Annotated in this window: 22 protein-coding genes; 6 read left to right on the top strand and 16 right to left on the bottom strand. The window is 60.7% G+C overall.

The genetic code is table 11. The features are described from left to right. Positions 1-111 precede the first annotated feature (111 nt). Both CHR90_RS16485 and CHR90_RS16490 read left to right on the top strand, forming a co-directional pair. Positions 112-768, top strand: coding sequence for a ParA family protein (locus tag CHR90_RS16485; RefSeq protein WP_094410228.1), 657 nt, complete (start codon positions 112-114; stop codon positions 766-768). A gap of 4 nt (positions 769-772) precedes the next feature. Next, positions 773-1,072, top strand: coding sequence for a hypothetical protein (locus CHR90_RS16490; protein ID WP_094410229.1), 300 nt, complete (start codon positions 773-775; stop codon positions 1,070-1,072). 21 nt (positions 1,073-1,093) lie between these two features. Here the strand turns inward: CHR90_RS16490 and CHR90_RS16495 are convergent, their stop codons facing one another. Beyond that, positions 1,094-1,684, bottom strand: coding sequence for an SOS response-associated peptidase family protein (locus tag CHR90_RS16495; RefSeq protein WP_170941446.1), 591 nt, complete (start codon positions 1,682-1,684; stop codon positions 1,094-1,096). Between the two features lie 688 nt (positions 1,685-2,372). Between CHR90_RS16495 and CHR90_RS16500 the strand changes: the two genes are divergently transcribed. Continuing rightward, a complete protein-coding gene (locus CHR90_RS16500; RefSeq protein ID WP_094410231.1) occupies positions 2,373-4,538 on the top strand; it encodes an AAA family ATPase in 2,166 nt (721 codons plus the stop codon). Here the strand turns inward: CHR90_RS16500 and CHR90_RS19295 are convergent. The 7 genes from CHR90_RS19295 to argH form a co-directional block, all read right to left on the bottom strand. Then, complete coding sequence (locus CHR90_RS19295) at positions 4,440-5,987, bottom strand: P-loop NTPase fold protein (protein WP_141210975.1); 1,548 nt, start codon at positions 5,985-5,987, stop codon at positions 4,440-4,442. The two genes, CHR90_RS16500 and CHR90_RS19295, sit on opposite strands and share 99 nt — an antisense overlap. Positions 5,988-6,337: 350 nt before the next feature. After that, positions 6,338-7,072, bottom strand: coding sequence for a substrate-binding periplasmic protein (locus CHR90_RS16510; protein ID WP_094410232.1), 735 nt, complete (start codon positions 7,070-7,072; stop codon positions 6,338-6,340). 145 nt (positions 7,073-7,217) lie between these two features. Further along, on the bottom strand, positions 7,218-8,261 hold the full coding sequence (locus CHR90_RS16515; RefSeq protein ID WP_094410233.1) for a HAMP domain-containing protein: 1,044 nt from the start codon (positions 8,259-8,261) through the stop codon (positions 7,218-7,220). A 255-nt stretch (positions 8,262-8,516) separates the two neighbouring features. Then, the gene (locus CHR90_RS16520) at positions 8,517-10,985 is read right to left on the bottom strand and encodes a TIGR02302 family protein (protein WP_094410234.1); all 2,469 of its coding nucleotides are present in this window, start codon (positions 10,983-10,985) and stop codon (positions 8,517-8,519) included. 2 nt (positions 10,986-10,987) lie between these two features. Further along, positions 10,988-12,256 carry a diaminopimelate decarboxylase gene (lysA, locus tag CHR90_RS16525; protein ID WP_094410235.1) on the bottom strand — a complete coding sequence of 423 codons (1,269 nt, stop codon included), beginning with the start codon at positions 12,254-12,256 and terminating at the stop codon, positions 10,988-10,990. After that, positions 12,253-12,381, bottom strand: a complete 129-nt coding sequence (locus CHR90_RS19800; protein WP_267890196.1) for a hypothetical protein — start codon at positions 12,379-12,381, stop codon at positions 12,253-12,255. The genes lysA and CHR90_RS19800 overlap by 4 nt, the downstream gene beginning before the upstream one ends. Further along, entirely contained in the window at positions 12,378-13,790 is a 1,413-nt protein-coding gene (gene argH / locus CHR90_RS16530) for an argininosuccinate lyase (protein ID WP_094410236.1), read from the bottom strand. Before argH ends, CHR90_RS19800 begins: the two co-directional genes overlap by 4 nt. Here argH and CHR90_RS16535 point away from each other — a divergent pair. From CHR90_RS16535 to CHR90_RS16545, 3 genes are all read left to right on the top strand, one after another. Beyond that, positions 13,789-14,415, top strand: a complete 627-nt coding sequence (locus CHR90_RS16535; RefSeq protein ID WP_094410237.1) for a redoxin domain-containing protein — start codon at positions 13,789-13,791, stop codon at positions 14,413-14,415. The two genes, argH and CHR90_RS16535, sit on opposite strands and share 2 nt — an antisense overlap. A 70-nt stretch (positions 14,416-14,485) precedes the next feature. Then, on the top strand, positions 14,486-15,160 hold the full coding sequence (locus CHR90_RS16540) for a hypothetical protein (protein ID WP_094410238.1): 675 nt from the start codon (positions 14,486-14,488) through the stop codon (positions 15,158-15,160). A 54-nt stretch (positions 15,161-15,214) separates the two neighbouring features. Next, on the top strand, positions 15,215-16,453 hold the full coding sequence (locus CHR90_RS16545; RefSeq protein WP_094410239.1) for a UbiH/UbiF/VisC/COQ6 family ubiquinone biosynthesis hydroxylase: 1,239 nt from the start codon (positions 15,215-15,217) through the stop codon (positions 16,451-16,453). Positions 16,454-16,533: 80 nt separating this feature from the next. Here CHR90_RS16545 and CHR90_RS16550 read toward each other — a convergent pair whose 3' ends face one another. The 8 genes from CHR90_RS16550 to CHR90_RS16585 are packed head-to-tail and all read right to left on the bottom strand — an operon-like array spanning position 16,534 to position 23,893. After that, entirely contained in the window at positions 16,534-17,469 is a 936-nt protein-coding gene (locus CHR90_RS16550; RefSeq protein ID WP_141210976.1) for a hypothetical protein, read from the bottom strand. Beyond that, positions 17,448-17,798: a VanZ family protein gene (locus tag CHR90_RS16555; protein WP_094410241.1), complete on the bottom strand. Its 351-nt coding sequence runs from the start codon at positions 17,796-17,798 to the stop codon at positions 17,448-17,450. Before CHR90_RS16555 ends, CHR90_RS16550 begins: the two co-directional genes overlap by 22 nt. After that, positions 17,795-18,553 carry a polysaccharide deacetylase family protein gene (locus CHR90_RS16560; protein WP_094410242.1) on the bottom strand — a complete coding sequence of 253 codons (759 nt, stop codon included), beginning with the start codon at positions 18,551-18,553 and terminating at the stop codon, positions 17,795-17,797. The genes CHR90_RS16555 and CHR90_RS16560 overlap by 4 nt, the downstream gene beginning before the upstream one ends. Beyond that, complete coding sequence (locus tag CHR90_RS16565; RefSeq protein ID WP_094410243.1) at positions 18,550-19,683, bottom strand: glycosyltransferase family protein; 1,134 nt, start codon at positions 19,681-19,683, stop codon at positions 18,550-18,552. The genes CHR90_RS16560 and CHR90_RS16565 overlap by 4 nt, the downstream gene beginning before the upstream one ends. Continuing rightward, complete coding sequence (locus CHR90_RS16570) at positions 19,680-20,234, bottom strand: histidine phosphatase family protein (protein WP_094410244.1); 555 nt, start codon at positions 20,232-20,234, stop codon at positions 19,680-19,682. Before CHR90_RS16570 ends, CHR90_RS16565 begins: the two co-directional genes overlap by 4 nt. After that, positions 20,231-21,367: a glycosyltransferase family 4 protein gene (locus CHR90_RS16575; RefSeq protein WP_229671512.1), complete on the bottom strand. Its 1,137-nt coding sequence runs from the start codon at positions 21,365-21,367 to the stop codon at positions 20,231-20,233. Before CHR90_RS16575 ends, CHR90_RS16570 begins: the two co-directional genes overlap by 4 nt. Beyond that, positions 21,364-22,605, bottom strand: coding sequence for a glycosyltransferase family 4 protein (locus tag CHR90_RS16580; RefSeq protein ID WP_094410687.1), 1,242 nt, complete (start codon positions 22,603-22,605; stop codon positions 21,364-21,366). Before CHR90_RS16580 ends, CHR90_RS16575 begins: the two co-directional genes overlap by 4 nt. Before the next feature lie 7 nt (positions 22,606-22,612). Continuing rightward, the gene (locus CHR90_RS16585; protein WP_094410245.1) at positions 22,613-23,893 is read right to left on the bottom strand and encodes a glycosyltransferase family protein; all 1,281 of its coding nucleotides are present in this window, start codon (positions 23,891-23,893) and stop codon (positions 22,613-22,615) included. Positions 23,894-24,009 lie beyond the last annotated feature (116 nt).

Raw genomic sequence — 24,009 nt, forward strand, 5'->3', positions numbered from 1 at the left:
CGGTAATCCGGTTCCTCCGGTAATCCGGTTCCTCCGGTAATCCGGTTGTTCTTATAACCGGTTTCATGGTAATACTCTTGTTATCGCGACTGACTTTTTTAGGAGTGAAAAATGCCTGTCGTAGTTGTCGCCTCACCGAAAGGAGGCGCGGGAAAATCGACAACCTCAGTCATATTGGGTACTGAGTTAGCGTTAGCTGGTGCAACCGTCCAAATGCTAGATTGCGATCCGAACGGGTCGCTAAGTCTTTGGGCATCAAAGCAGAAATTACCAGAGCGTGTTGCGCTAATAACCGACGTCACCGAAAGCAGTGTGGTTCGAACTATCAAAACCTTAGACCAGGATGGGCACGTCGTTATCGTAGATCTGGAGGGTGTTGCATCCCGCCTAGTATCGCGAGCGATCTCCCAGGCAGATCTCGTGATCACGCCCATGCGCGCTACGATCTTAGACGCCACAATCGGCGCGCGCGCAATTCAGCTAATAGCTGAAGAAGAAGAGGCCTTGGCAAGAAAGATTCGTCACGCTGTTGTCTTCACGGCTACTAAGCATGTTAAGTCATTGCAACATCGTGGGATTGAAAATTCTCTTCGCGAACAGGGGGTGGATATTATAAAACCAGACCTAATGGAGCGATCCGCATATTCGGCTCTATTTGAGTTTGGAGGCGATCTTACATCACTCCCGCCTCAGGGAAACATGGAAGCAGCCCGCGCGAATGCTTCTGATTTTGCACACGAAGTTTATAAGCGTCTCATAGCGGAGTAAAAACATGAGCACCGAGCGATTCTCTGTCGACATTTCAAAGTTGGGCCGCAAGACGGTTACGGAGCCTCAAGGCGCATCTGCTGAACCGAACGAAAAGATAGATAGACTGGCAGATGAACTTGGTTTTGGTTCTCGAGAACCGTCTCGAGGCGGGCGGCGTCCTAGCCCGAGAACCGGTCAAATTCATGCTAAAGTTCTCCCCAATGTTGCCAAGGAAATCGCGGAAATGGCCCTTGCTCGTGGAGTTCAGCAAGGTGTAATCATCGAAGAAGCGTGGGAAATATTCAAACGCTCAATGAAATAGCCACTGCCAAGCGTAGGCATTTTAAAACAAAGAGTGCTGAGTAAGAATGCCGTCAGCGCTCTTTTTATGTAAATAGATGGCTTCAGTGGGACCGGTGCCTACCTTGCACCATTTCAATCCCCCTTCATTGAAGGGCAACACGCGGGGCATAGCCTTGGGATGCTCATCAACCACCGGCGGCTCAGCCGCCGTGGTGACGATAACGAAGCGGGGGAGGGGCTCATCCGGGAGGTGGGTATAGAGCCCAGCGAACGCAAATACCCCTCCGTCTTCCTTCTCAAACCACCAGGGTTGTTTCGCGGCGTCCCATTCGCAGAACCCGGTCGTCGGTATCAGCGCCCGCTGCCCGAGATGCGGCCGCCAGAACCGGCTGTCGAGATTGCGAGCGTTGATGATCGGCGTCTTGCTGCCGGACGAGGGCAGGGGCGGGAAGCCCCAGCGGCCCTGAAAGACATGCAGCCCATCATCCCGGGCAACAACGATCGGCGCGATATTGGTCGGCCGGATTTTCGGAAGGTCGACAGTGTCCGGTCCGTGCCAGCCCACAATCGGCCCAACAGCTTCGGGCAGCAGGTGGCGCAGGTTCGCCGAGAGTTTATACAGCGAACACATCGGCCTAGCCTCCCTCGCGCGGTCCCAATCGGTCTTCTCTACCATTGGCCTATAGGTAGTTCCACATAAGCTCCGCCGTAGCCGGATCAAACTGATCGGTTACGGCCTGCGGCCAACCCTGCTATGTCCACCAGCCGCGCGGTTTCGTCGGCTCACTGACGGTGAGGGGCAGGAGATAGCCGCTGGCGAAGCGCTAGTCCTGTTGATTCCGGGGCAGCACGCAGCCACAGGCCGGGAAATGCGCACCAATGCCCAGATGATCGCGGGTCACGTGAGCCGGGCAGGGGAGGGGCTTTATCGCCCGGGTGAGTTCGTCGATGCTGTTCGGGTCCAAGGCCGTCGGTTCGATCGGCGACACGCTCCACAGATGCCGCCGGTTGAAGCGGGCCGCTTCCAGCCAAACACCGCCGGTGGGATAGGGAGCAGACGTGTTGCAACTCGGGCAGGCCTGCGTCTCGACCCACAGCCCGCAAAGCGAGGCGCAGATCCCCGGTCAGCGCAATCGCCCAGCAGCGGCGCCTGATGCCCCGGGACGGTGACCCGCCCATCGGAGAGCGCAAAGCAGGGCAGGGCGTGATTATCTATAAGGGCAGGCGGGGTAATTCCCCCATTAAAACGGGGTATTACCCGTGATATAATAGATGTGCAAGGTTCACTTTGAACCGCCTAAAGCTATAAGGACTAGGGGATGGTTCCGTTTTCGCGCGAAGAAGTCGAGGCTGCGATGGATGAATACGACAAGCCCCGCCAGCCGGACTCCATTTTCCATGCATTTGGCGAGCCGCTTCACTTCTGGGTCCGTTCGACACGTGACCGGCTCAACCGGGTTTACCCGTCCAAGCCGATTGTTGGGTTCCTGCGCAAAAAGAGAACGCTTAATGGGGGGTGGGGTAGTAGGACCAGTGCTGCAGCCCAACTCCACAATGCCGGCTATATCATCGTCGATAGCAATGATGGGCCGACCCCGCCGGAAGAGCAGTACCCGCACCTGATCGGCGACGCTGACCGCATCCGGCTATGCGCACGCAACTATTATGTCGAACCCGCCCGTGAGAAGGGCGCCAGCGAGGTTGTGATCCGCGCCGAGGATCTCGGCCGCGACATGGGGCTGTCCGGACAGGATAGAGCCATCTGTGACGCGCTCGGGAGCGAGGAATTCCAGCAACTCGCTCAAGTCCCACCGCCGACTAACACCTCGCCCAATAACAGTAGTTCCACTGTTTTCACGTATCAGCTCGCTTCGGCAAAAGGGCACCCGACCAACACGATTGTACCCGCCACAGCTATGCCCGCCGCCACCAATCTCATCCTTTACGGGCCGCCGGGGACTGGCAAGACCTATGCCACGACGTGGGAAGCAGTGCGGCTCTGTTTGGGCGATGAGGTGGCTGATCTACTTCGCGAAAACCGCGATGCCCTGATGAGGGAATATCGCCGTCTCGCCAGCGAAGGCCGGATCGAGTTCGTTACCTTCCATCAGTCCTTTTCTTACGAGGATTTCGTCGAGGGGCTGCGGCCAACGACCAGTTTGGAACAGGAAGGTGATGACGAGGTCGCCAGCACTTCGGGTGGCTTCAGTCTCAAGCCGCACGCGGGCGTGTTCAAGGTCGTCAGCGAGAGAGCGCGTCTCGATACCGGCGATGCGCCGGCGAAGCGGCTCGACCGCTCGCGCGCAATTTATAAGATCGCTCTCGGCAAGCGCGGTAGTCAGGAAGATCGGATCCGCGAAGGCCTCGATGGCGGGCTGATCCATCTAGGTTGGGGGGGTGACATTGACTGGTCCGACGAGCGCTTCGACGATTTCGAGGAAATTCGGAAGGTGTGGAACGACCAGAAGGATCCCGACGCATCCGGCAAGGACCCCAACATCGAGATGCTTTACGCTTTCCGGTCCGGCCTACAGGTAGGTGACTATGTTGTCATCCCTGATGGCCGCGACAGCTATCGCGCACTTGGCCGTGTGAGCGGCGAGTATTATTTCGATGCTGATGCAGCGGTCCACCCGCATCGGCGTCGAGTCGAATGGATATGGCGCGATGACAATGGTGCCGAGCGCGCGCCTTTCTACGCACGGAATTTTCGCCGCCAGGCGGCCTATAGGCTCGATCCAGACCGGATCGACTGGGATGCGCTTGAAGCCGTGGTAATCGACCCCAATGCCGAGCGCCCAGTAGCGGGAGCGCGACCGCATGTCCTGATCATCGACGAGATCAACAGAGCCAATATATCCAAGGTCTTCGGCGAGCTGATCACGTTGCTCGAAGTCGACAAGCGGCTCGGCTGCGAAAACGAGGTTAGGGTTCGGCTGCCCTATTCCGGTACCAGCTTCGGTGTGCCGGCCAATCTGCACATTATCGGCACAATGAATACGGCGGATCGCTCGATTGCGCTGCTCGATACCGCCTTGCGCCGCCGCTTCACTTTCTGCGAGCTGATGCCGGACGTGGAGAAACTGCGCCGGGCGCTAGCCGCAAGGCAGCTTGACGCCGAAAATCTCGAGGGGATCAATCTGTGCAAGCTGCTGCACACGCTCAACGAGCGGATCGAATTTCTGTTCGATCGTGAACACCAGATCGGCCACGCTTTTTTCACCGGCTGCCGCAACCGGGCTGATGTTGAGGACGTAATGCGCCACAAGATAATCCCGCTTCTGGCGGAGTATTTCTATGAGGATTGGTCGAAAGTCGCTGCTGTACTCGGCGATAACGATAGTACCAACGGTGCCAACGGTGCCCATTTCCTCGAAGCAAAAAGGCTAAAGGCACCGGCCGGCTTCGTCGACGAGGAACTGGGCGGGGACAAGTGGCGCTGGAGTGTTAAGGCCAGTTTCGACTTCTCGGATTTCGCCGCCTGATGCCCGCCTATACAGTTCGAGAATGGGACAAGCTCGCTTACGGCGACGGCGAGGGGCAGATCCCGGTCCACCATGCCGACCGGCTGGCGGGTCTAGCGGCGCGTTCGGTCTTTGCTGGCCGCGGCGGGAGCGGGGTGCTCGAACATGGTCGGCAGGCCCTACGCGCTCGTGGTGTGGTCGGGGTTCTTGCCGCAGGCGATGCAAACCTGGAGATACTGCCAAAGATCGTAAGCGCTCATTTCCTAGCACATTGACGCGGCCCCTTTGAGCAGGGNATATTGAAAAATCTTTACCAGCACTCAATTCACGCATGACTCCGTTAAAACTATCAGAAAGCAATTCATCATCCCTACTAATTATAGATAATTGCAATGAATCGTAATTTGAAATCGTTTTCCCCCGTATTTCGTTCTGATAATCAAGTATATTTTCAATAACTTCTCTTTCTATTATTTCTTTAGAAAAATAATTTTTCTCAATTAATTTTAAAAACAAAACCTCATTTTCTTTATTTAGCTCCAGAAAATTAATAAAATTAGATTCATTTTGATGATTCATATTCTCACCGGAAATTTTTGATCTTCTATACGCCTCTAATTCAGAAAAATTTATCTTTTCGTGCTTTATATAAATAAAAAGAAAAGAAAATAACGTCACAAAACCCCTGATTCTGTCGCCTTCAATAAGTTTACTTCTAATTATATCTTTATATTTATTGATTATCATTAGAAGTGAATTTATAATTCTGAAATTGCTTATTGAATTAAAATCAAAATCAATTACACGGTCAATTCCCTCAAATACTATTGACCAAAAATCAATATCCACCCCAGAGAAAGCACTGTTACTTCTGATGCTTTGTAAAAAATCTCGAATTGGCGCTTCAAATAGAACTTGCATCCATACTATTTTATCAAAATATTCATTAAACACACTTTTCCCTTCATCATCAAACTTACTTCCATTTGAGACAATTACAACTTTACACCCAGCCTCACCTGAAAGCTTATTTACAAAACCAAACAATCCCGCAAAATCACCAGAATACCTTTCTAAATCATCAAGAACTATTATCTTTCTTTCAGAACCAAAATAGTCCCAAAAATTTAACGCTCCTACGTCTAGTGAAAGAGAAATATCTTCTCTAGAATCAGAATTCATGTCAAAACCTGTTTTTGCCTTAATTGCTGATTTTGTGGCGCCCAAAAAATCCCTAAAAATTCTATTCCTCAAAATAGGGCTAAGGGAATAAAACATTTCCCTACGGACTTGAGAAATCGATGCGCAACCAAATAAACTTAAATATATATATTTCTTACCCTTCAGTACATTTTTAATAAAATGGGTCTTTCCACTTCCCCATGGTCCGTCAATAACGAATGACAAACCTAGAGAAGGAGCCTCTTCAATGTAATAATTAATATTTTCCACAATAGAATTACTATCCATCACAAATCCCCAAATTTTATACTACTCCCAGTAAGAAATAAGACATTTCTGGATTCTCTGCAACTTTAAAAAGAAATAAGATGCCAAGAAAGCAATAACGTAGTTCAGCTGCCTCAGCAATTTCTGGTAGCTCTAAGTGACATCTTTACTGGATTGTGTCATCTTGGGAGGCCTTAATCATAGCTCCCCCGGCGGCGTGGAGGGCTTCCAAGGCGGCCTTGATGAACAAGGCGGCCCGGTCTTTCGTCGTTTGTTTCTTAGGCTCGCGCATCCGTCGGTCGCTAATCTGTTAACAACCGACAGACTAACACGCGCATTAACCTTTGTCCTGCCCGCTGTGCGGGAGGGACTTACTTCGGCGCCCAATCCTTCGTTACATACTGCCCAATAATCCCGTCAATCGTGCCGTCGCTGCGCATTGCGGCCAGGGCGGTTTTAACCTTGGTCACGGTTTCCGCAGGAAGTTTATCGCGGGCGACGAAGAGGGCAAGCGGCGTGTCGGTGAGCTTCAGGCTATCGCCCAGCGTGTCCGACACGTCGAAAACCTTGGCGGAGAAACGCAGGCCCGGCGCGCTGCCAACGCCAACGTCGATGCGGCCCGCCTGCATTTTCTTGAGAAGCTGTTCGAAGTTCGGCTCTTCGGATTTCTTCAGGCTCGCGTCCTTATCGTAGTCGCTGCCGAAGTTAGTGCCTTTGACGAAGGCGGTATTGAGTGGCTTCAGATCGTCGTAGCTCTTCAGCGGTACGCCCTTGCGCGCCAGGGCGACGATGGGGATCGAAAAAACCTCGCCCACTTGGTCGGCGTCGATCTTGGTCAGCGCGCCGATCATGGCGAAATCGCCCTGCTTGGTGTTGATGCTGTCGATCATGCGGGCGACCGGCACGTCGCGCGCCGCAAGGTCAAGGCCCGCGCGCTTGCCAAGTTCCTGGGTGACCGTCACGAGGATGCCAACCGTTTTATCGCCCTGCTGAAAGGCCCAGGGGGCATTATTAGGCACAAACACGGTTTCGGCCCGGGCGGCAACGGTCGCGGCAACAAGCATCCCGGCGGCCAGCACGGCGGACATGGCAATACGCATCGTCATTCTCCCTTAACACGATCAACACAACTTTTATTATGCGCGTTCTACGATCAGTGTGGCGGGGAAAACACTAATAAAACTTCAAAACACCCGGTGATTTCAGAAACAAAATATTTGCATTCCTGATTAACCCGGCCCGCAATCTGCCCTAATCCACCGCGCGCAGGCTTTGCACGACCACGCCATACCAGCCTTGGCCCGGGTAGGTCTCATAGCCCGGGGTTAGGGCATAGCCGGTGACGGTTTGATCGGTTTGATAGTAACCCACCTGCTTATCGGTCGGCAGATGCACCTGTTCCTGCAAAACGCCGCGACCATCGGAAGCGGCGATGACGCGGTGATTTTCATCCACCAGCAGACAGCGCGTCATCTGCCAATCCTCCTCGGCAATGCGAATGCCTTTCACGACCGCCGCCGCCTGGGGCTGCCAATCGAAAAAGATGCCCAGCACGCCAATCGGCTCGCCATAGGCTTTGCCCCCGGCGCGCACCGCCGTCGCGAAGGTGGAAACCTGCTGATTGCCGAGCAGCGGTTCGACCTCGATATCGCAGGCGATATACTCCTCGCCGCTGCGGGTGCCGAGGGCGCGTTTGAACCAATCGGCCTTGGCAACGCTGGCGCCAACAACGTGCGAAAAGCGGTTGCTGCGCCCGGTGGCGATCACCTTACCGTCCAGCCCGACCACCCAAAGATCGAGATAAACCGTATAGCTGCCCAGGATAACCGCCAGCCGCTCGCAGGCCGTTGTCGCCATCGCCGCCGCATCGGGCAAGTCGCGGTGCGTCAGCGCGTCCAGCACGGCTTGATCGGTCGCCCACCAGCGCACATCGCAAGAGCGTTCGTAGAGATTACGGTCGATCAGTTCGATGACATTGGCGGCCAGATCGGCGAGGCGCTGGCCGCGCACCTGCCGCACCAGCTTTTCCCCCAAGATAGAGAGTTCGTCGATGGCGCCCGCCAGTTCGACGGTTAAATCTTCGGCAATATCGGTGATCCGGTCGGAAATCGCCTTGACCTCGCCCGCGACAACGCCGAACCCTTTCCCCGCGTCCCCCGCGCGGGCGGATTCGATGATGGCGTTCAGAGCCAAAATCCGCGTCTCCCGCGTGATCTGCTTGATCTGCGTGATCTTATGATCGGCGATAGAGCCAACTTTGCGGGATAGAGAGATGATCCGTTCAGGCTGTGTCACGGGGAAGCCCTGCGCTGGTGGAATGGGACATCTGCAGTAATCCCGCAGGCATAGCAAAGCCCGTACCAGCGCCGAAACAGCGGTTACCTCTTATACACACTGTATATTTGACGAAAATCTAATCAATTTGAGCACAATAGAACCATACAGCCCGCTAAACAGGCAAATTCTCAGGAAACAGGCCTGCTCGGTGCGAAGAATTAGAGATAAAGTGGAATCTCTGTAGCCAAGGGCCTGGGAATATTCCCATTCAGGCTAAAAGCCTCGCAGCAGTCGGTCGAGATACTCGCGCTCCAGCGTCGGGCGGGTCGGGTCGGCGGCGCGGCGGCGCAGGTCGTCGAAGATGGTGCGCGCCCGCTCCACCGCGCTATCTTCCGGCACGCGCACCCGGTCATCGGCGCCAAGGCCGTTACCCTGCGGCTGATCGCCCCGGTCGCGGCCCAGGGGATCGCGTTGACCGGTGGTGGTCTGCTGGCCCGGACGCTGACCGCCGCGCGGCTGCCCGCGCCCTTGGCCCTGTCCCTCGCCCTGCCCCATCTGCTGACGCTGCTGATCGGCAAGCCCGCGCAAGGCATCCCGCAGTTGATCGAGCGCCTGTTGCTGCGGCCCCGCCGCCCCGCCGGGCTGGCCCTGCTGAAGCCGGGATTGCGCGTCGCGCATCGCCTGCTCGGCTTTCCCGAGGCCCTGCGGCATGCCGTCCATCGCCTCGCCCAACTGGCGCATGATCTCGCCCAAGCGGCGGCGCAGTGCTTCCTGCTCCCCCGCCAGATCACCCGGCTGCTCGCCTTGCTGCCCCGGCTGCCCCTGCTGGCCGCGTTGACGGTTCTGCTGCAAGCCCCGATCCATCAGGCTGCGCTGTTGGCGCGCCAGATCTTGCAGGTTCTGCATGGCCTGGCTCATCGGGTCGCCATCCATGTCGGACGGATCGCCATTCTCGTCGCCCTCCGCCAACTGCGGCTCGGCGTTTGCGAGTTGTTCCATCAGGTCGCGCAGTTGATCGAGCAGCGCCTGCGCCTGCTCGCGCTGGCCTTGGCGGGCGAGTTCGCGCGCCTTATCCATCATCTGCTGAATATCGCGGCTGGACACCATCCGCGCGTTGGGATCGACCGGGCGGCGCGGGCGGTCGTTACGCTGGGCGTTTTCAATCGCGCGACGGGTGAGCGCCTGCATATAGCGGTCGAGCGCCTGCTGCATAGCGTCGAGTCGCTGCTGCATTTCAGGATCGGTCAGATCCTGCTCCAGCCCATCGCGCACCGCCTGTTCGGCCTCGCGCAGGTCGCGCTCCAGCACGCCAAGGTCACCCTCTTCGAGCCGCAGGGCCAAATCCCAGAGGGTGCGCAGAACCTGGGGCAGCTCTTCTTGCTTTTCATCCAAGATCAGCCGGGCCCGCGTTGCCATCAGCCCCAGGAACACCAGGGTATCGTGACTGAAGGCCTGCGGGCGGGAGGCGAGCTTGCCAAGCGCGCGCGCGATCTCCGGCGCGCTGTCCGGCTCGTCCGCCAAGGCGCGGCGCAACTCGATAATATCCTTGGCGACCGGATGGGTGAAGGTGCGCGCGGGCAGGATCAGATGCTCGTCTTCCGACCGGCCTTCCTGCCCCCGCCCATCGCGGGCGATCAGGGTTATGATCACCGGTAGCCCCGCCCAAGGATGATCGGTTAGATCATTCGCCGCGACGCCGCCCGCCGTCTTGCGACCGGGGGCGGCAAGGGTAAGCGCGACCGGGTCGGATTTGCGCTCCGCCAACCGAATTTCGGCGCGAACGCTGTCGAGGCCATAATCATCTTCCGCCGCCCAGGGCAGACGCAGGGCTTGGCGCGGCGAGGCACCGGGGCGCTCGCGGAAAGCGGCTTTCGGCGGCGTATCGGGCAGCAGGCGCACCGGCCAGCGGCGGCCCGCCACGGTAAGATCGCCGGTCTGCACGGCATCGGGAACCGGCAGGCTGGTTTCGCCCTGCCACTGCCCTTCGGCCTGCTTGGTCAGCGCAAGACTAACGCCGCCCGGCGCGGTTAAGCTCGGGGCTTGGCGGGCGGGATAGCCGGAGAGTTGCACACTGATCTGGGTGCCGCCGGGCAAATCCATCCCGCCCCCGTCCGGTAAGCGGGTCAGCGCAACGGGGGGCAGATGGGTATAGGCGGGCGGAGTCGCCCAAACATCCAAGGACGGCGGTTGCGTGGGACCGCCCGACAGGGCGGGCAGGAAGGACGCCCGCAAGCGGTCTAGTCGATCCGGTCCCGCCGCGACGCTACCGACAATCAGCCCACAGACCACAAGCGCGCGCAGACCATAGGGATCGGCTTCCAGCGCCCCGCGCCCGGGAAACCCTGTCCGTAGGTTGGTCAAACCGGCGAGAACACGCGCCTTATGGATCTGCCAGAGCGAAAAGGCCACCGCATCGCCGCCCGCCGGTTCGTCTTGCACGGTGGAAAGCGGGCGATGATGCAGACCGGAGGCGGTTTCGATCCGCCGGTCGATGGCGCGGGCAGCGGGCCAATTAAAGCGCCGAATCGCGACAACAAGCGCGGCAGCGGCCCCAAGGCCGAACAAACCGAGCAGCCCCAAATGCAGCCAGCCGGGCAGCGCAAAGAAAACACCCGCCCAGGCAAAGGCGAGAAAGAGAGAAATCAGCCCAACGAGCGGCAGTGCCGCCGTCCACAGGCTTTCCCACGCCAGCACAAGCGCCGCCCGCCCCCGTGCCCAACGCAAGGAAGCGGGCGACGACATGATTACGATCCAAGGGGCGCGAAAGCCGGGGTCGGGCTTTCGTCGGCGAAGAGATCTTCCAAGGAACGGCGCGCTTTAATCACGGCGTAACGGTCCCCTTCCACCAGAACTTCCGCAGGCAAGGCCCGCGTATTATAGCTGGAGGCCATCGCGGCGCTATAAGCCCCCGCAGATAAGATAGCGATCAAATCGCCGTCCACCAAGGGGGGCATTGGGCGATCTTTGGCGAAAATGCAGGAACTTTCGCAAATCGGCCCAACAACATCGACCGGCGCCGGGGCGTCCGCCGTTTGGCGTACCGGAATAATATCGTGCCACGCCTCATACATCGCCGGACGGATCAAATCATTCATCCCGGCATCCAGAATATAGAACCGCCGATCCGACCCTTGCTTCACATATTCAACGCGACTGACCAAGGCCCCAGCATTGCCGACCAGATAGCGCCCGGGCTCGAACATCAGCGTTCCCGCGAAACCCGCCGTTACCCGCTTCACCATCGCCGCATAGGCGGGCAGATCGATCGGCGCTTCACCCCGGTAGGGAATGCCGACGCCGCCGCCGCAATCGATGCGGCTAACGGGATGCCCGGCGGCGATCAACTCTTGCGCCAGGGCAACCAGCCGGGTCAGCGCCGCTTCGAACGGTTCGACCGTCGTAATCTGGCTGCCGATATGCATGGCCACCGCCGCCGCGCGGATGCCGGGCAGCGTCGCGGCATGGGCATAAACCCCGGCGGCCTGATCGAGATCGATGCCGAACTTATTGCCCTTCTTGCCCGTGGTGATTTTGGCGTGGGTGCCGGCATCGACATCCGGGTTCACTCGGATGGCGATTTCCGCCAATTGGCCGCGCGCCGCCGCGATGGCGGAAATGCGCTCCAGCTCTGGCACGCTTTCGACGTTGAACTGAAGAATGCCAATCTCCAGCGCCGCCGCAATTTCTGTGGCGCTTTTGGCGACCCCGGCGAACACGATCTTGTTCGGCGCAATCCCGGCGGCGACAGCCCGCTTCACTTCGCCGATGGAAACGCAGTCGGCCCCCGCCCCCTCGCGGCCTAAAAGCCCCAGCACAGCAAGGTTAGAATTGGCTTTCACGGCATAGCAGACCAGCGCATCGCGGCCCGCGAACGCATTGGCAAACCCGCGATAGGTCTCGCGGATCAAGCCGCCGGAATAAACATAGGTCGGCGTGCCCACCGCATCGGCAATCGCGGTCAAGGGCACGGCATCGGCGTGCAGCACGCCGGACTGATAGGTAAAACCGCTCATTGGGTCGGGTACTTTCTGGGATATTGACTGTCTTGGCCCGAGGGGGGCAACGGGTCGGCCTTCTTGCCACAGGCACCAAGCGCCAAGGTTGCGGCAAGCACGGCCAGGGTTAGCGCGCGTTTCATAGGAAGCGCGCCTTTGCCGCCGCCACCGCTTGCGCCACCCGGTCGGGCGCCGTGCCGCCGAAGCTCTGGCGGGCACCTGCCGACCCTTCTACGGTCAGCACGCTATGAACATCCTGGCGAATGCCCTCGTGCAGCGTCTGGAAATCGCTGAGCGCGAGTTCATCGAGCCGCACGCCACGCGCTTCGGCCAAGGCCACCGCGCGCCCGGTGATGTGATGCGCCTCGCGGAATGGCACGCCCAACTGCATCACCAGATAATCGGCCAGATCGGTCGCAGTCAGGAAGCCGCCCAGCGTCGCCGCCTGCATCGCCTGCGGCTGCACCTGCATATCGCCGATCATGCCGGTCATCGCGGCCAGCGAGAGGGAGAGAGTTTCCACCGCCTCGAACACCGGCTCCTTATCGTCCTGCATGTCTTTCGAATAGGCCAGCGGCAGCCCCTTCATCACCATCATCAGCGCGGTGAAATTGCCCAAGGTACGGCCCACCTTGGCGCGCACCAGTTCCGCCGCATCGGGATTACGCTTCTGCGGCATGATGGAGGAGCCAGTGGAGAACGCATCCGACAGGCGCACGAAGCGGAAGCGGTCGGAACACCAGAGCACGATTTCTTCCGCCAGCCGCGACAAATGCATGCCGAGGATGGAGGCGGACGCCAGGAATTCCAGCGCGAAATCGCGGTCAGACACGGCGTCGAGCGAATTGGCCGTGGGCCGGTCGAAGCCCAAAAGCTGGCTCGTATACTCCCGGTCAATCGGGTACGGCGTCCCTGCCAGCGCGGCCGAGCCGAGCGGATTTTCATTCAGGCGCTTGCGACCATCGGCAAAGCGGCCCCGGTCGCGGCCCAGCATTTCCACATAGGCCAGCAGATGATGGCCCAGCGTTACCGGCTGGGCGGCTTGCAGATGGGTCATGCCGGGCAGGATCGTCGCCGAATGTTCTTCGGCCCGCGCGATCAGCGCCGCTTGCAGGGCCTTAATGTCGCCGTCGATCTGATCCACCGCATCGCGCAGCCACAGGCGGAAGTCGGTCGCCACCTGATCGTTGCGCGAGCGGGCGGTATGCAGCCGCCCGGCGGAGGGGCCGATAAGCTCCGCCAGCCGCGCTTCGACATTCATGTGAATATCCTCGCGGTCCACCCGAAACTCAAACTTCCCGGCTTCGATTTCGGCGAGAACCCGGTCCAGCCCCTCTAAAATCGCGTCGCCATCCGCCGCCGGAATAATCCCCTGTTTCACCAACATGCGGCAATGGGCCTTGGAACCGGCGATATCTTGCCGATATAGGGTCTTGTCGAAGCCGATGGAGGCGTTGATACGCTCCATGATAGCGGCGGGGCCACGGTCGAAACGGCCGCCCCACAGCTTGTTGGCGGCAGATGCGGGTGCAGTAGAGGAAGAGTCGGCCATGCCTAAGGGTCCATCCAGTCCTGATAACGAAGCGCGTCCCATCCTCACGCGGCGGGGCGTGCTGGGGGGGGCGGTTGGGTCCGCCATTTTGACCATGTGCGCCCCACTTGCAACAGCGCAGGCCGCAACCCCCTTACCGCTTCAAGGGGCGATGGCGAAATTCAAACCCTCCGCCCCCGATGCGGCCAGCCGTAGCGCCGTGCCAGATGTGACCGCGCTGGATGAAACCGGTAAGGAGCGACGCCTGTCGGACCACCTGGGCCAGATCGTCCTTCTCAACTTCTGGGCTACCTGGTGCATTCCCTGCGTTAAGGAAATGCCCGCCCTGCTGCGGCTTCAGCAGCGTTGGCAGGCGGAAAAAGCCCCCGCCCTGGTGCTGCCGATCAGCCTCGACCGGGCAGGACTTGCCAAGGTGCAGGAATTTTATGCCCAGCACGGGCTGGCTCCCCTCCCCCTGCGCAACGACAAAGGCGGCGCGGCGGGCCGGGCCTTCGCCCTTCGCGGCTTGCCGACCAGTATTCTGATCGACCGCAAAGGCCGGGAAATCGGACGTTTTGAAGGGGATGCGCCCTGGGATGGACCGGAAGCCGCCGCGCTTTTCAACGCCTTATTCGACGAAGCTTAACTGGCATCTCCTTTGCTTCCACGGTAGGATTGCCGCCCGCCCGGGTGTTTGGCTTTAGGAGCTTGAGACGATGAACCTTCGTAAACTGACGGATCAGGTGACCGGCCTGTTTTCCGCAAAGACCGATGCCAGCGCCTCGGCCAGCAGCGGCCTGCCGAAATCGACCAACACCACGGCGACCGATACCACCGCGACCGCCAGCGGTAAAAGTTTTCGCGATTACGTGAAATCGACGACGGAACAGAGCGGTAGCCAGCGCCTGGGCGATATCGCCCTGACCGAATCCTATGGCTCGGCCCTAGCGGCACAGATTCTGGCGACCCGGTCGCAGGATGTAGCCCTCGCGCAGTCGGAAGTCGATAAGCGGCAGACCGCCTTCGACAAAGACCTGAAGCAGCTTATGTCCGACAATGGGCTTGATACCGATAGCGTGCCGAAGCTGAATGTGACCGAGCGCGGCCGTATCGTCGTGTCGGACTATAAGCAGTCGGCCAAGCTCGAAACCATCCTCAACAGCACCCCTGGGGTTGCCGAAGCGCTGGACGAGCTGGCGACCGCCAAGGCCGTGCTGGCCCAGATGCATAAGCAAGTCACCGCCGCCGCCAATGCTGGCCCCAATTTCTCGGTCAGTGTCGACGGCGCCCGCGCTCAGCTTTCTGCCGAAAAGAAGGTGACCAGCCTCGGCCAAGCTACCAGCGTGCAACCGACGCCGACCGCCGCACAAGACGACAAGCAACAGGCCTGACCCGCGACAGCCTGCCCCTGGACAAGCCGGGGGCAGCAGACCATTGTCGCAGCCATGACCCAGACCCAAGCGCCCGCCGGGGCCGCAGACCGGCACGATGTGATCATTTTGGGCGGCGGCCTTGTCGGCGCGTCGCTCGCCATCGCCCTCGGTCATGCCGGGCTGCGCTGCGCCTTGATCGACCGCGATACCCCCGCCGACCAGCGCCAGGATGCTTTCGACGGGCGCGGCTCCGCCGTCTCCCTCGCCTCCAAGCGCGTGCTGGCGGGTCTCGGCATCTGGGATGCCATCGAGGAAAAAGGCCCGATCCTCGATATCCGCGTGTCGGACGGGCCGTCGCGCCTATTCCTCCATTACGATCACCGCACTGTTGGCGATGAGCCGATGGGCTGGATTATCGAAAACCGCTTCCTGCGCCGGGCGCTGCATAAGATCGTCGCGCAGACGCCGAACGTCGACTGGCTGGCCCCGGCGGCGGCGGCTGGGTTCGAGCGCGGCCCCGGCTGGGTCGGTTTGACTTTGACCGACGGCCGCCGCCTGACCGCGCCGCTGCTGGTCGGCGCCGAAGGCCGCAAGAGCCAAGTGCGCGATTGGGCAGGCATCACCGTTCGCCGGATCGATTACCGCCAGACAGGCATCGTCTGCGCTGTGGAGCACGAAAAACCCCATAACGGCATTGCCCACGAGCGTTTCCTGCCCATCGGCCCGCTCGCCCTGCTGCCGCTGGAACATCCCAACCGCTCCTCGGTCGTCTGGACCGAAGACCCGGCGAAAGTAGCGGATTTTCTGGCGCTGTCCGACGAAGACTTCGCGTTCGAGATCGAACGGCGCTTCGGCCCCTGGCTCGGCAAGCTATCGATGGTCGGGCCGCGTTGGAACTACCCGCTGACCGCGCTGATGGCGAACCGCTTCTATGGCGACCGCATTGTCCTGGCCGGCGATTCCGCCCACGGCGTCCACCCGATCGCGGGCCAGGGCGTCAACCTCGGTTGGCGCGATGTTGCGGCCTTGGCGGAACTCTTGATCGAAGCCGCCCGCACCGGCACCGACCTCGGCTCCCCCGCCCTGCTAAAGCGCTATGACGCTTGGCGCCGCCCCGACTGCGTCGGCATGCTGGCCGCAACCGATGTGCTGAACCGCCTGTTCGCCACCGACTTCCCGCCGGTCCGCCTCGCCCGCGACCTCGGCCTCGCCGCCGTCAATCGGGTGGAGCCACTGAAACGGGTGCTTATTCGCCACGCGATGGGTGTACTGGGCCATCAGCCGAAGCTGGTGCGGGGGGAGCGGGTTTAGGCCTGCTCCGCGCACTGCGCCCACTACGGCCCATACTGTTCCCCTGTTTACGAAGTATCAAATCCCCTGTTTACGAAGTATCAAAACTGGCGGTAGGGTGCCGTGAACGTCCATATGGCGTCAGGGCATTCCTTCGTGTTTTCAGTATCCTCCGTCGCTTGAACAGTGACATCAATACGTGACGCGATAACGTCAAATAGTGGATGATAGAAACCAGCTTGTTTAAACAAGCTCAGCGTCAGAGTGCCTTTACCAAAAAAATACAAACTCAACTCAAGGCCTGATATATTAAAATAAAAACTGCCATTTATCGTTTTAAATTTTATCGCAGATATCCTATCAAAATAAAAATTCTCATATGACCAAGCACCCTCTGAAAACTGATGTAATATTATCCTATCTGGCAATACCCCTAGCAGCCCATCATTATCCATAATCGGGCGATAAATTGGCATAGGAAAGCTCGAAGCCAACCCTAACAAATCCGATGATTTTACAGGACTGATTCCATCCCAAATATCCTTAAGAGCAGGATTAACCGCCTGCGGTTCTTTTGCTCCTGAAACCCGATCGCCAAACGGAAAGAGAATACCCAGGAGAGCTGGAATTCCAATTTGGATAAAAATCTCAATCGCCGGTTTTCGAAATACACTCACAAATAAAATAGAAATCAACATAATGAGCATGGACATCGACAATCGATGAGCATAGATCCCTAATAAAATCCAAATAGACCTGTTCGCTCTAAATTCGCGCCATGTCACCCGAGGGACATAAGTTGATTTATTTTTTATTTTACAAAGAAAATCACCCAGAGCAGACACAATTCCAATCACTAAAATAATCAACAATAAAAAATCTAATTTTCTAAAATCGATCTCAAAATTGTACCAAAAATATTTTGGCATCATTAAAATATATACTATAAAAATAAAAAATAATAACGCTGGTATAATCGGAGAATTTCTTAACATCCCCGAGAGTGGAATAGCTTTCATGCCCACCGCCGCCGCCATGTCAGCACCACCATTCCCGCCGCGATGGCACCCAGGCTATTCGCGGTGAAATCGCCCCACGACCCGCTGCGCTCTGGAATAAAGCTCTGCAAAATTTCGATACTGCCGCCATAGGCAATGACCAGTAGCACAACGGCAATGGCCGCCCCCCGGGTTCGGGTGCCGAGCAGGCCCAGGCCTGCGAGCGTGCCATAGGCACCCGCGTGCAGCAGCTTATCAAACCCATACTCGCCCGGCGGGGCCAATTCGGGGGCTAGCGAGCCGTAAAGCATGAACCCCGCCAATCCCAGGGCGGTGAGGAGGAAATAGGCAGGGCGAAACAGGATCATGCGAAGGCTTCTTCCGGCGTCAACCAGCGGGCGGCGGGATGCGTGAGGGTAACCGCAAAAAGCGCAGCCAGAAAGGCCGTCATCGCGTCATCATGCACCAAATGATGCGTTAGAAGGCCGGTGGGTTCTTCCGTCACGGTCCCCAACCGGCGGGCGGCAAGGTGGCGGGTGATCTCCTCGAGCGCAAACGCTTCCCCCCGGAACACCCGCCCCTGCTTCCAATGGATCGGGTCGCAGTGGCAGTTGACCCAGCGCAGCCCGGCAATGGCAGGCCGCCGCGTCTTCTCCGGCGTTGGGTTGAAGGTCGAGAGACCGCAATAGCCCTGGCCTGGCAGCAGCGCGATTAGATCGTCGCCGATGCGGTTCCACGGCGGCACGAAGGCGGGCAGGAATTGGTCGCCGAAGGCTTTGGCCAACACGCCTTGCCCCTCGCCAAGGTCGAATAGCCGGTCGGTCAGCAGCCGGGCGGCGGGAAACTCGCTGGCCTTATCGCCCTCCGGGGCGTGATTGAGATGGGTCAACCCGTGCTGCACCACCGTGCAATGCGCCCGCGCGACGAGGGGAATGACGGCAGGGTCGAGCCGCGCCGGAACCATCGCCAGCGCCAGCTTAGGCCCCTCGGCGGCCAAACCGAGCAGGGTTTCCAGCGCCGGGGTAGGTTCTGCCGCATCATCGTCGCGCCACCAAAAGGTCGCCGGGCGCCCGAGATCGCCCCAGCGGTCGAGTTCGTCGGTCAATGCCTGCCACGGGGTCATCGGGCGGCCTCCCGCGCGGTCAGAATTTCTACCGTCCGCCGCGCCCCGTCGAGGGCTAGGTCGAGCGTAACCGGGGGCAGGTCCGCAGCCCTATTCACTGAGGCCCCCAGGAGGTCCGGCGTCAACCCGGCCTGATCCACCGTCACCGCCCGCCCGGCTTCGGCGAACAACTGCGCGCGCAGGGCCTGTTCCGTCTCCCCGCCCTCGGCAAAGGGGATCAGCACCGACCGCACCCCCGTTTGCAGAATGTCGAGCGCGGTATTATAGCCCGCCATCGAGATCGACAGGTCTGCCCCCGCCAGCACCGCGCGGAAATCCGGGCGGAAGCGTTCGACGCTCATGCCTTCCGGTGCAGCATCACGCAGAGCGGCTATCGCAGCTTCGGACATCATCGCGCCGCCCACCAACAGCCACGGTTGATCGGCAAAACGGGTGAAAGGCCGGGAATGCAGCGCCGTCCACAGCAGCGCCTTCCCCACCGCACCGCCGCCAACGGACACGACGACCGAGGCAATCCGATTGGGCGTGCTGGGGGGAACCGGCGCGACGAAGCCGGTATAGGCTTTCTTCGCTGCCGGAATACGGTCCGCCGTCGCAAAACTACGCTCCAACGGCACCAACGCCGGGTCGCCGTGGATCAGCACGAGATCGATGAAGCGGTTTACGAGGTCGAGCACTTCCTCGTGCCGCTTCGGCGGCTTGTTGAAAACGATGATATCGCGTAGGGAGGTTGCGACCAGCGGCGGGCGCGGCTGCGCTTTGGCTGCCTCCAGCAGCGGCAACAGCTCGAACTGTAATTGCCGCCGGGCGAAGGGAAAGCCTTCCAGCAACAGAATATCCGGTGCAACGTCGCCGAACAACGCCAACAGCTTTTGCTTACGGTCTTCGCGCCACGTGTCATCGACCGGTGTGCCGTCTAGATGGCGAAGGGTGCGGAAATCTGCTGCTTCGACGCGGGCAGGCGGTAGATGAACGACGCGCGCCCCGCCCCAATCCTCACCCGGAACCGGCGCCCCGCCCGACGCGACGGTCACCGTGTGCCCCGCCGCGACCAGGGCACGGGTTAGCGCCTCCGCCCGTCGGTGATGGCCGACGCCGAGGAAATGCTGAACATGGAACAGAAGCCTCATCCCACCGGCCCTTCGTATACCAAATTGGCCCCCGTCACGGCAAAGCGCAGAGCCACCCCCGGCTTCAGGCGCACGGGCGGCGGCCCGGTATAGTCCCAGCCGGTGCTGAGTGCCAGCGCCGCTTCGATAACGCCGCGATGGGTGACGGCGACCGTGGGCTTGATCAGGGTCGGCAGAAAGGCTTTCAGCCGCGCCATTACCGCCCGTGGACTTTCCCCCCCTGGCGGGCACCAGTCCAGCCCATCGCGTAGCGACAGGCGGCGGACTTCGGCGTCCAACTCGTCGCGCGTCAGCCCCTCGAAGGCGCCGGCATCGCGCTCGATCAAGGCTGGCTCCAACCGTTCGACAAACCCGCGCAGGATAATTGCGGTTTCGATGGCGCGCGCCAGGGGGGAGGCGATCCACTCCCAAGTGCGCAGATCATCGGGCAGGGTCAGGGTGCGTAGCCGCTCCCGCCCCAACTCGGACAAAGGTTGATCGACCCGCCCTTGCAGGCGCCCGACAGCGGTCCAATCGGTCGGGCCGTGGCGGATCAGAACCAATGGGATCATCGCACCCCCAAATCGCGCAGCACAGTTGCAAGCCGCGCCGAGGCAGCAGGCAGCCCATGATGGGCCGCCGTTGCCGCCAGCGCCGCCACCCGCAACGGGGCACCGGGCCGGTCGAGCGCTTCGGCCACCGCCGCCCGAAACGCGACGACATCGCCGACCGGCGCCAGCAGCCCGGTTTCCCTGGCGCGGATGATGGCGGGAATCGCCCCGGCATCGCCAGCGACAACGGGAAGACCGGCGGCCTGTGCTTCCAGGAGCGCCATTCCGATGGCCTCGTTGATTGCGGGCCAGACCAGCCAATCGCAGGCGGCGTAGAGTGGCGGCAGGGCAGTTTCATCCCAAGCCCCGAGCCAATGCACCCGGTCGGCCAGCGGGGCGAAGGCTGCGTTAACTGCCGGGCGCGCCGGACCGTCGCCGACAATCAGCAGGCGCCAAGGCCGGTCGGCAAGAGGGGCTAGCGCCTCGGCCAGCAACCGGAAGGAGGCTTCCTTATCCCCCGCCCGCATCATGCCAACGGCGAGCAACCACGGCCGATCCATCGGCAGCGCCAGCGTTTCGGCGAGGTGATGGCGATGAGCCTTCCGGGCGTCGGCGGCCCGGCGATAGGGGGTTAGATCCACAAAAGGCGCTAGCGGTACTTGGCATAACCCCGGCAGCACACGCCGCAGGACGCCCCCATCGCGTGGGTTCAGGTTGAGGCTAACCGCCGCCTGCCTTAGGGCCGCCACCACGGCAGCATGGTTCGCGGCAAAAGCCCCCTCCGTCCGTTTCGGCGACAGGGAGGCTTCGGCAACCACATAGGGAATGCCGAGCGCGGCGGCCACCTGCGGGCCGATCCAGTCCGGCGCTTTGTAATAGAGATGATAGGTAAACCACAGATCGGGGCGCCGCGCCGGGTCGCGTTCATAGCGGCGCACCAGCAGGTCCGCTGCCCGCGCCCCCAAGGCAGCGAACCGGGCCGCTTTATCCCCGCTGGGATCGCGGCTGCGCAGATGGCAGGCAAGATCGACGGTCACGCCGGGCAGCGCCGCCAGCGCCTCGATCAGCAAGCGCCCAATACGCCGGTCGCCGGAGGGCACCGGATGGTCCGGCGCCTTCATCGGCGCATAGAAGGCGATCCGGCAGGGTTTCACGGGGACGGCGGGCAGAAGGGCGCAAGGCGCCGCACCAACTGATCCAGCCCCGGCGCTGTCCCGAAATCCGCCCGCACCCGCGCCTGCCCGGCCCCACCGAGGCGCGTGCGCAAACCCGGATCGGCGATCAGCCGGGCGAGGGCCGCCGCCAGCGCGGGCGGGTCTTCCGGCGGCACGAGCAGCCCGGTTTCGCCGTCGCGGATCAGTTCGGGAATGGCCGAAACTGCCGTGGCGGCACAGGCGAGGCCCTGGCTTTGCGCTTCCATCAGCACGTTCGGCAGCCCGTCGCGGTCGCCGTCGGCGGCGATGCGGGACGCCAGCACGAACAGATCGGCCTCGCGATAGGCGGCCAGAACCTCCGTCTGGGCTTGGGCGCCGCGCCAATCGATCTTATCGGCAATTCCCAGGTCTGCCGCGAGGCGCAGCAGGTCCGTCTTATCGCCGCCGCCGATATGGATCAGCCGCCAGTGCAGCCCCTCCGGCAGCCCGGCGAGCGCGTGCAGCAGGTCGTCATAGCCCTTTTTTGCCACCAGCCGCCCAACCGACAGAAGGCGCACCGGCTGCGCGGCGTCGCGGCCGTCGTGACCAGCCTTGCGCGCGGGCGGCGGCGGAAAGCGGCTGAGGTCGAGACCGTGGTACACGAGATCGACCCGCCCCGGATCGGCGGCCAGCCCGCGCAGATGATCGGCATTCGCCCCCGTGCAGGTCACAGCCCAGGCGGCGTCGGCGAGTTTTTCGCGCTTTTCCCAGGCTGGGATCGTCCAAATATCCTTGGCATGGGCCGATAGGGCGAAGGGAATACCGCGCATCAGCGCCGCATAACGCGCCACCGACCCGGGGGTGTGCATAAAATGCGAATAGATCAGCGCCCGATCAGGGGGCAGTTCAGCCGCCAGCACCAGCGCCTGTCCCCAGCGCCGCCCGCGATTGGGCGTTGGGTCGCGCCGCCAATCCTTAAGCCATTGCCAGAAGGCGCGGCGATAGCCCGGCAGCCGCCGAACCTTCCACCAAGCCCGCAGCACCCGCCCGGGTTCCTGGTACAGATATTCCGGCAGATAGGTAACGGGCGCCGCGATTTGATCGTGGATCGGATGGCGCTTTTTATCGGTCGGGCGGCGCAGGGAGACGAGATGCAGCCGAAAGCCCCGCTGCTCTAGCCCCAAAAGTTCTTGCGCGATGAAGGTTTCCGACAGGCGCGGATAGCCTTTCAGCACAACCGTCAGAATAGACGATGACACAGGGGGCTCAGGCGCTGGCGGCACGGATCGGCGCGTCGGCAGCAAGGCCGGTCAGCGCGGCGAAACGATGGGCGATGGCGCTATGACCGTCGAGCAACCCCGGGATCACCACCGACGACGGGCGCGGCTGGCTCGGCAGCGCCTTCAGCGCATCGATCATCTGCTGCGGGTCGGGATTATCCTCGTCATGCGGCAGCATGCGCAGCAGCCCCTGGCGTTCGGCCTCCCGCGCCCGAATGAATTGTTCGAGACGGGGCCGGGTACGCGGCACGATCAGGCTGGGTTTATCGAAAGAAAGAATCTCGCAGAACGTATTATAACCGCCCATGGCGACCACGGCGGTTGCCGCCGTCATCAGCCGTTCCATGTCTGGCGCGAAGGTCAGAACCTCCACATGGCGCAAGCGGGCGGCGCGTGCTTCGATCCGCCGCCGCGATTCGGCGTGCATGAAGGGGCCGCAGACGATCAGGGCGCGCAGCAGGTCGGTCGCGCGTTCATAGGCGGACAGCACCCAATCGACCAGTCCTTCGCCATCGCCACCGCCACCGGGCGTGACCAGCAGGAACGGCGGATCGACGGGCAGCGGTTCAGCGGAGGGCGCGCGGTTTTCCTCCCGCCACAGATAGCTCGTATAAACGATCTTCTGCTCGACGGCGGCGGGCAGCGGCAAACCTTCGAGCGGGCGGTAAATCCGCTCCATCCCATAGACCCAAATTTCGCTGAAATAGTCTTCGAGGGCGGGAACCGCCAGCTTGCGTTCCCATTCTGCTGCAAAGGCCACCGGATCGTCCATCACGTCGCGCACACCCAGCACAACCGGCACACCGCGTTCCTTAAGATAGACCAGCGTATCGGTCACCTCGCCGCGAATGCCCAAAGGTTCCTTGTCGATCAGAAACAGATCGGGCTGAAATTCCTGCGCGGTTTCGAGGATAAGGCGGGAGCGCGCGTCAATCGCCTCGCGGATATCCGCCGCGTCCAGTGCCTTATAGTCGCCGTTCGACAGTTTGATGATCCCCGGCACCAGCCGGTAGCGCACCCGCTCGTCAAAAGCATACGACGCGATGATCGGCAGGCCCGAGAGGATCAGCACCTCGAGATCGGGATAGGTCTGCACCAAATTTTGCGCAATCGACCGGCAGCGTCGGAGATGCCCCAACCCGAAGGAATCGTGACTATAGATCAGAAGCCGTGTGACGCCGCGCGGACGCAGCGCGCCCAGCGGGGGGCGCGGGCGCGGTCCAGTTCCAAGGGCGCCCACATCCAGCGCGCGAGTATCAGGGGCCATGCGTTACTCCGTCACCCATACCGGGGAGGGCCGCCAAGCGTGGGGGGCGATAGTGCGCCCGATGTAGCGGCGACCCTTGGTCATAGTGGCTCCTGGCACCTCGATCCCTTCAGTCT

This window comes from Elstera cyanobacteriorum (assembly GCF_002251735.1).
GTDB lineage: Bacteria > Pseudomonadota > Alphaproteobacteria > Elsterales > Elsteraceae > Elstera > Elstera cyanobacteriorum.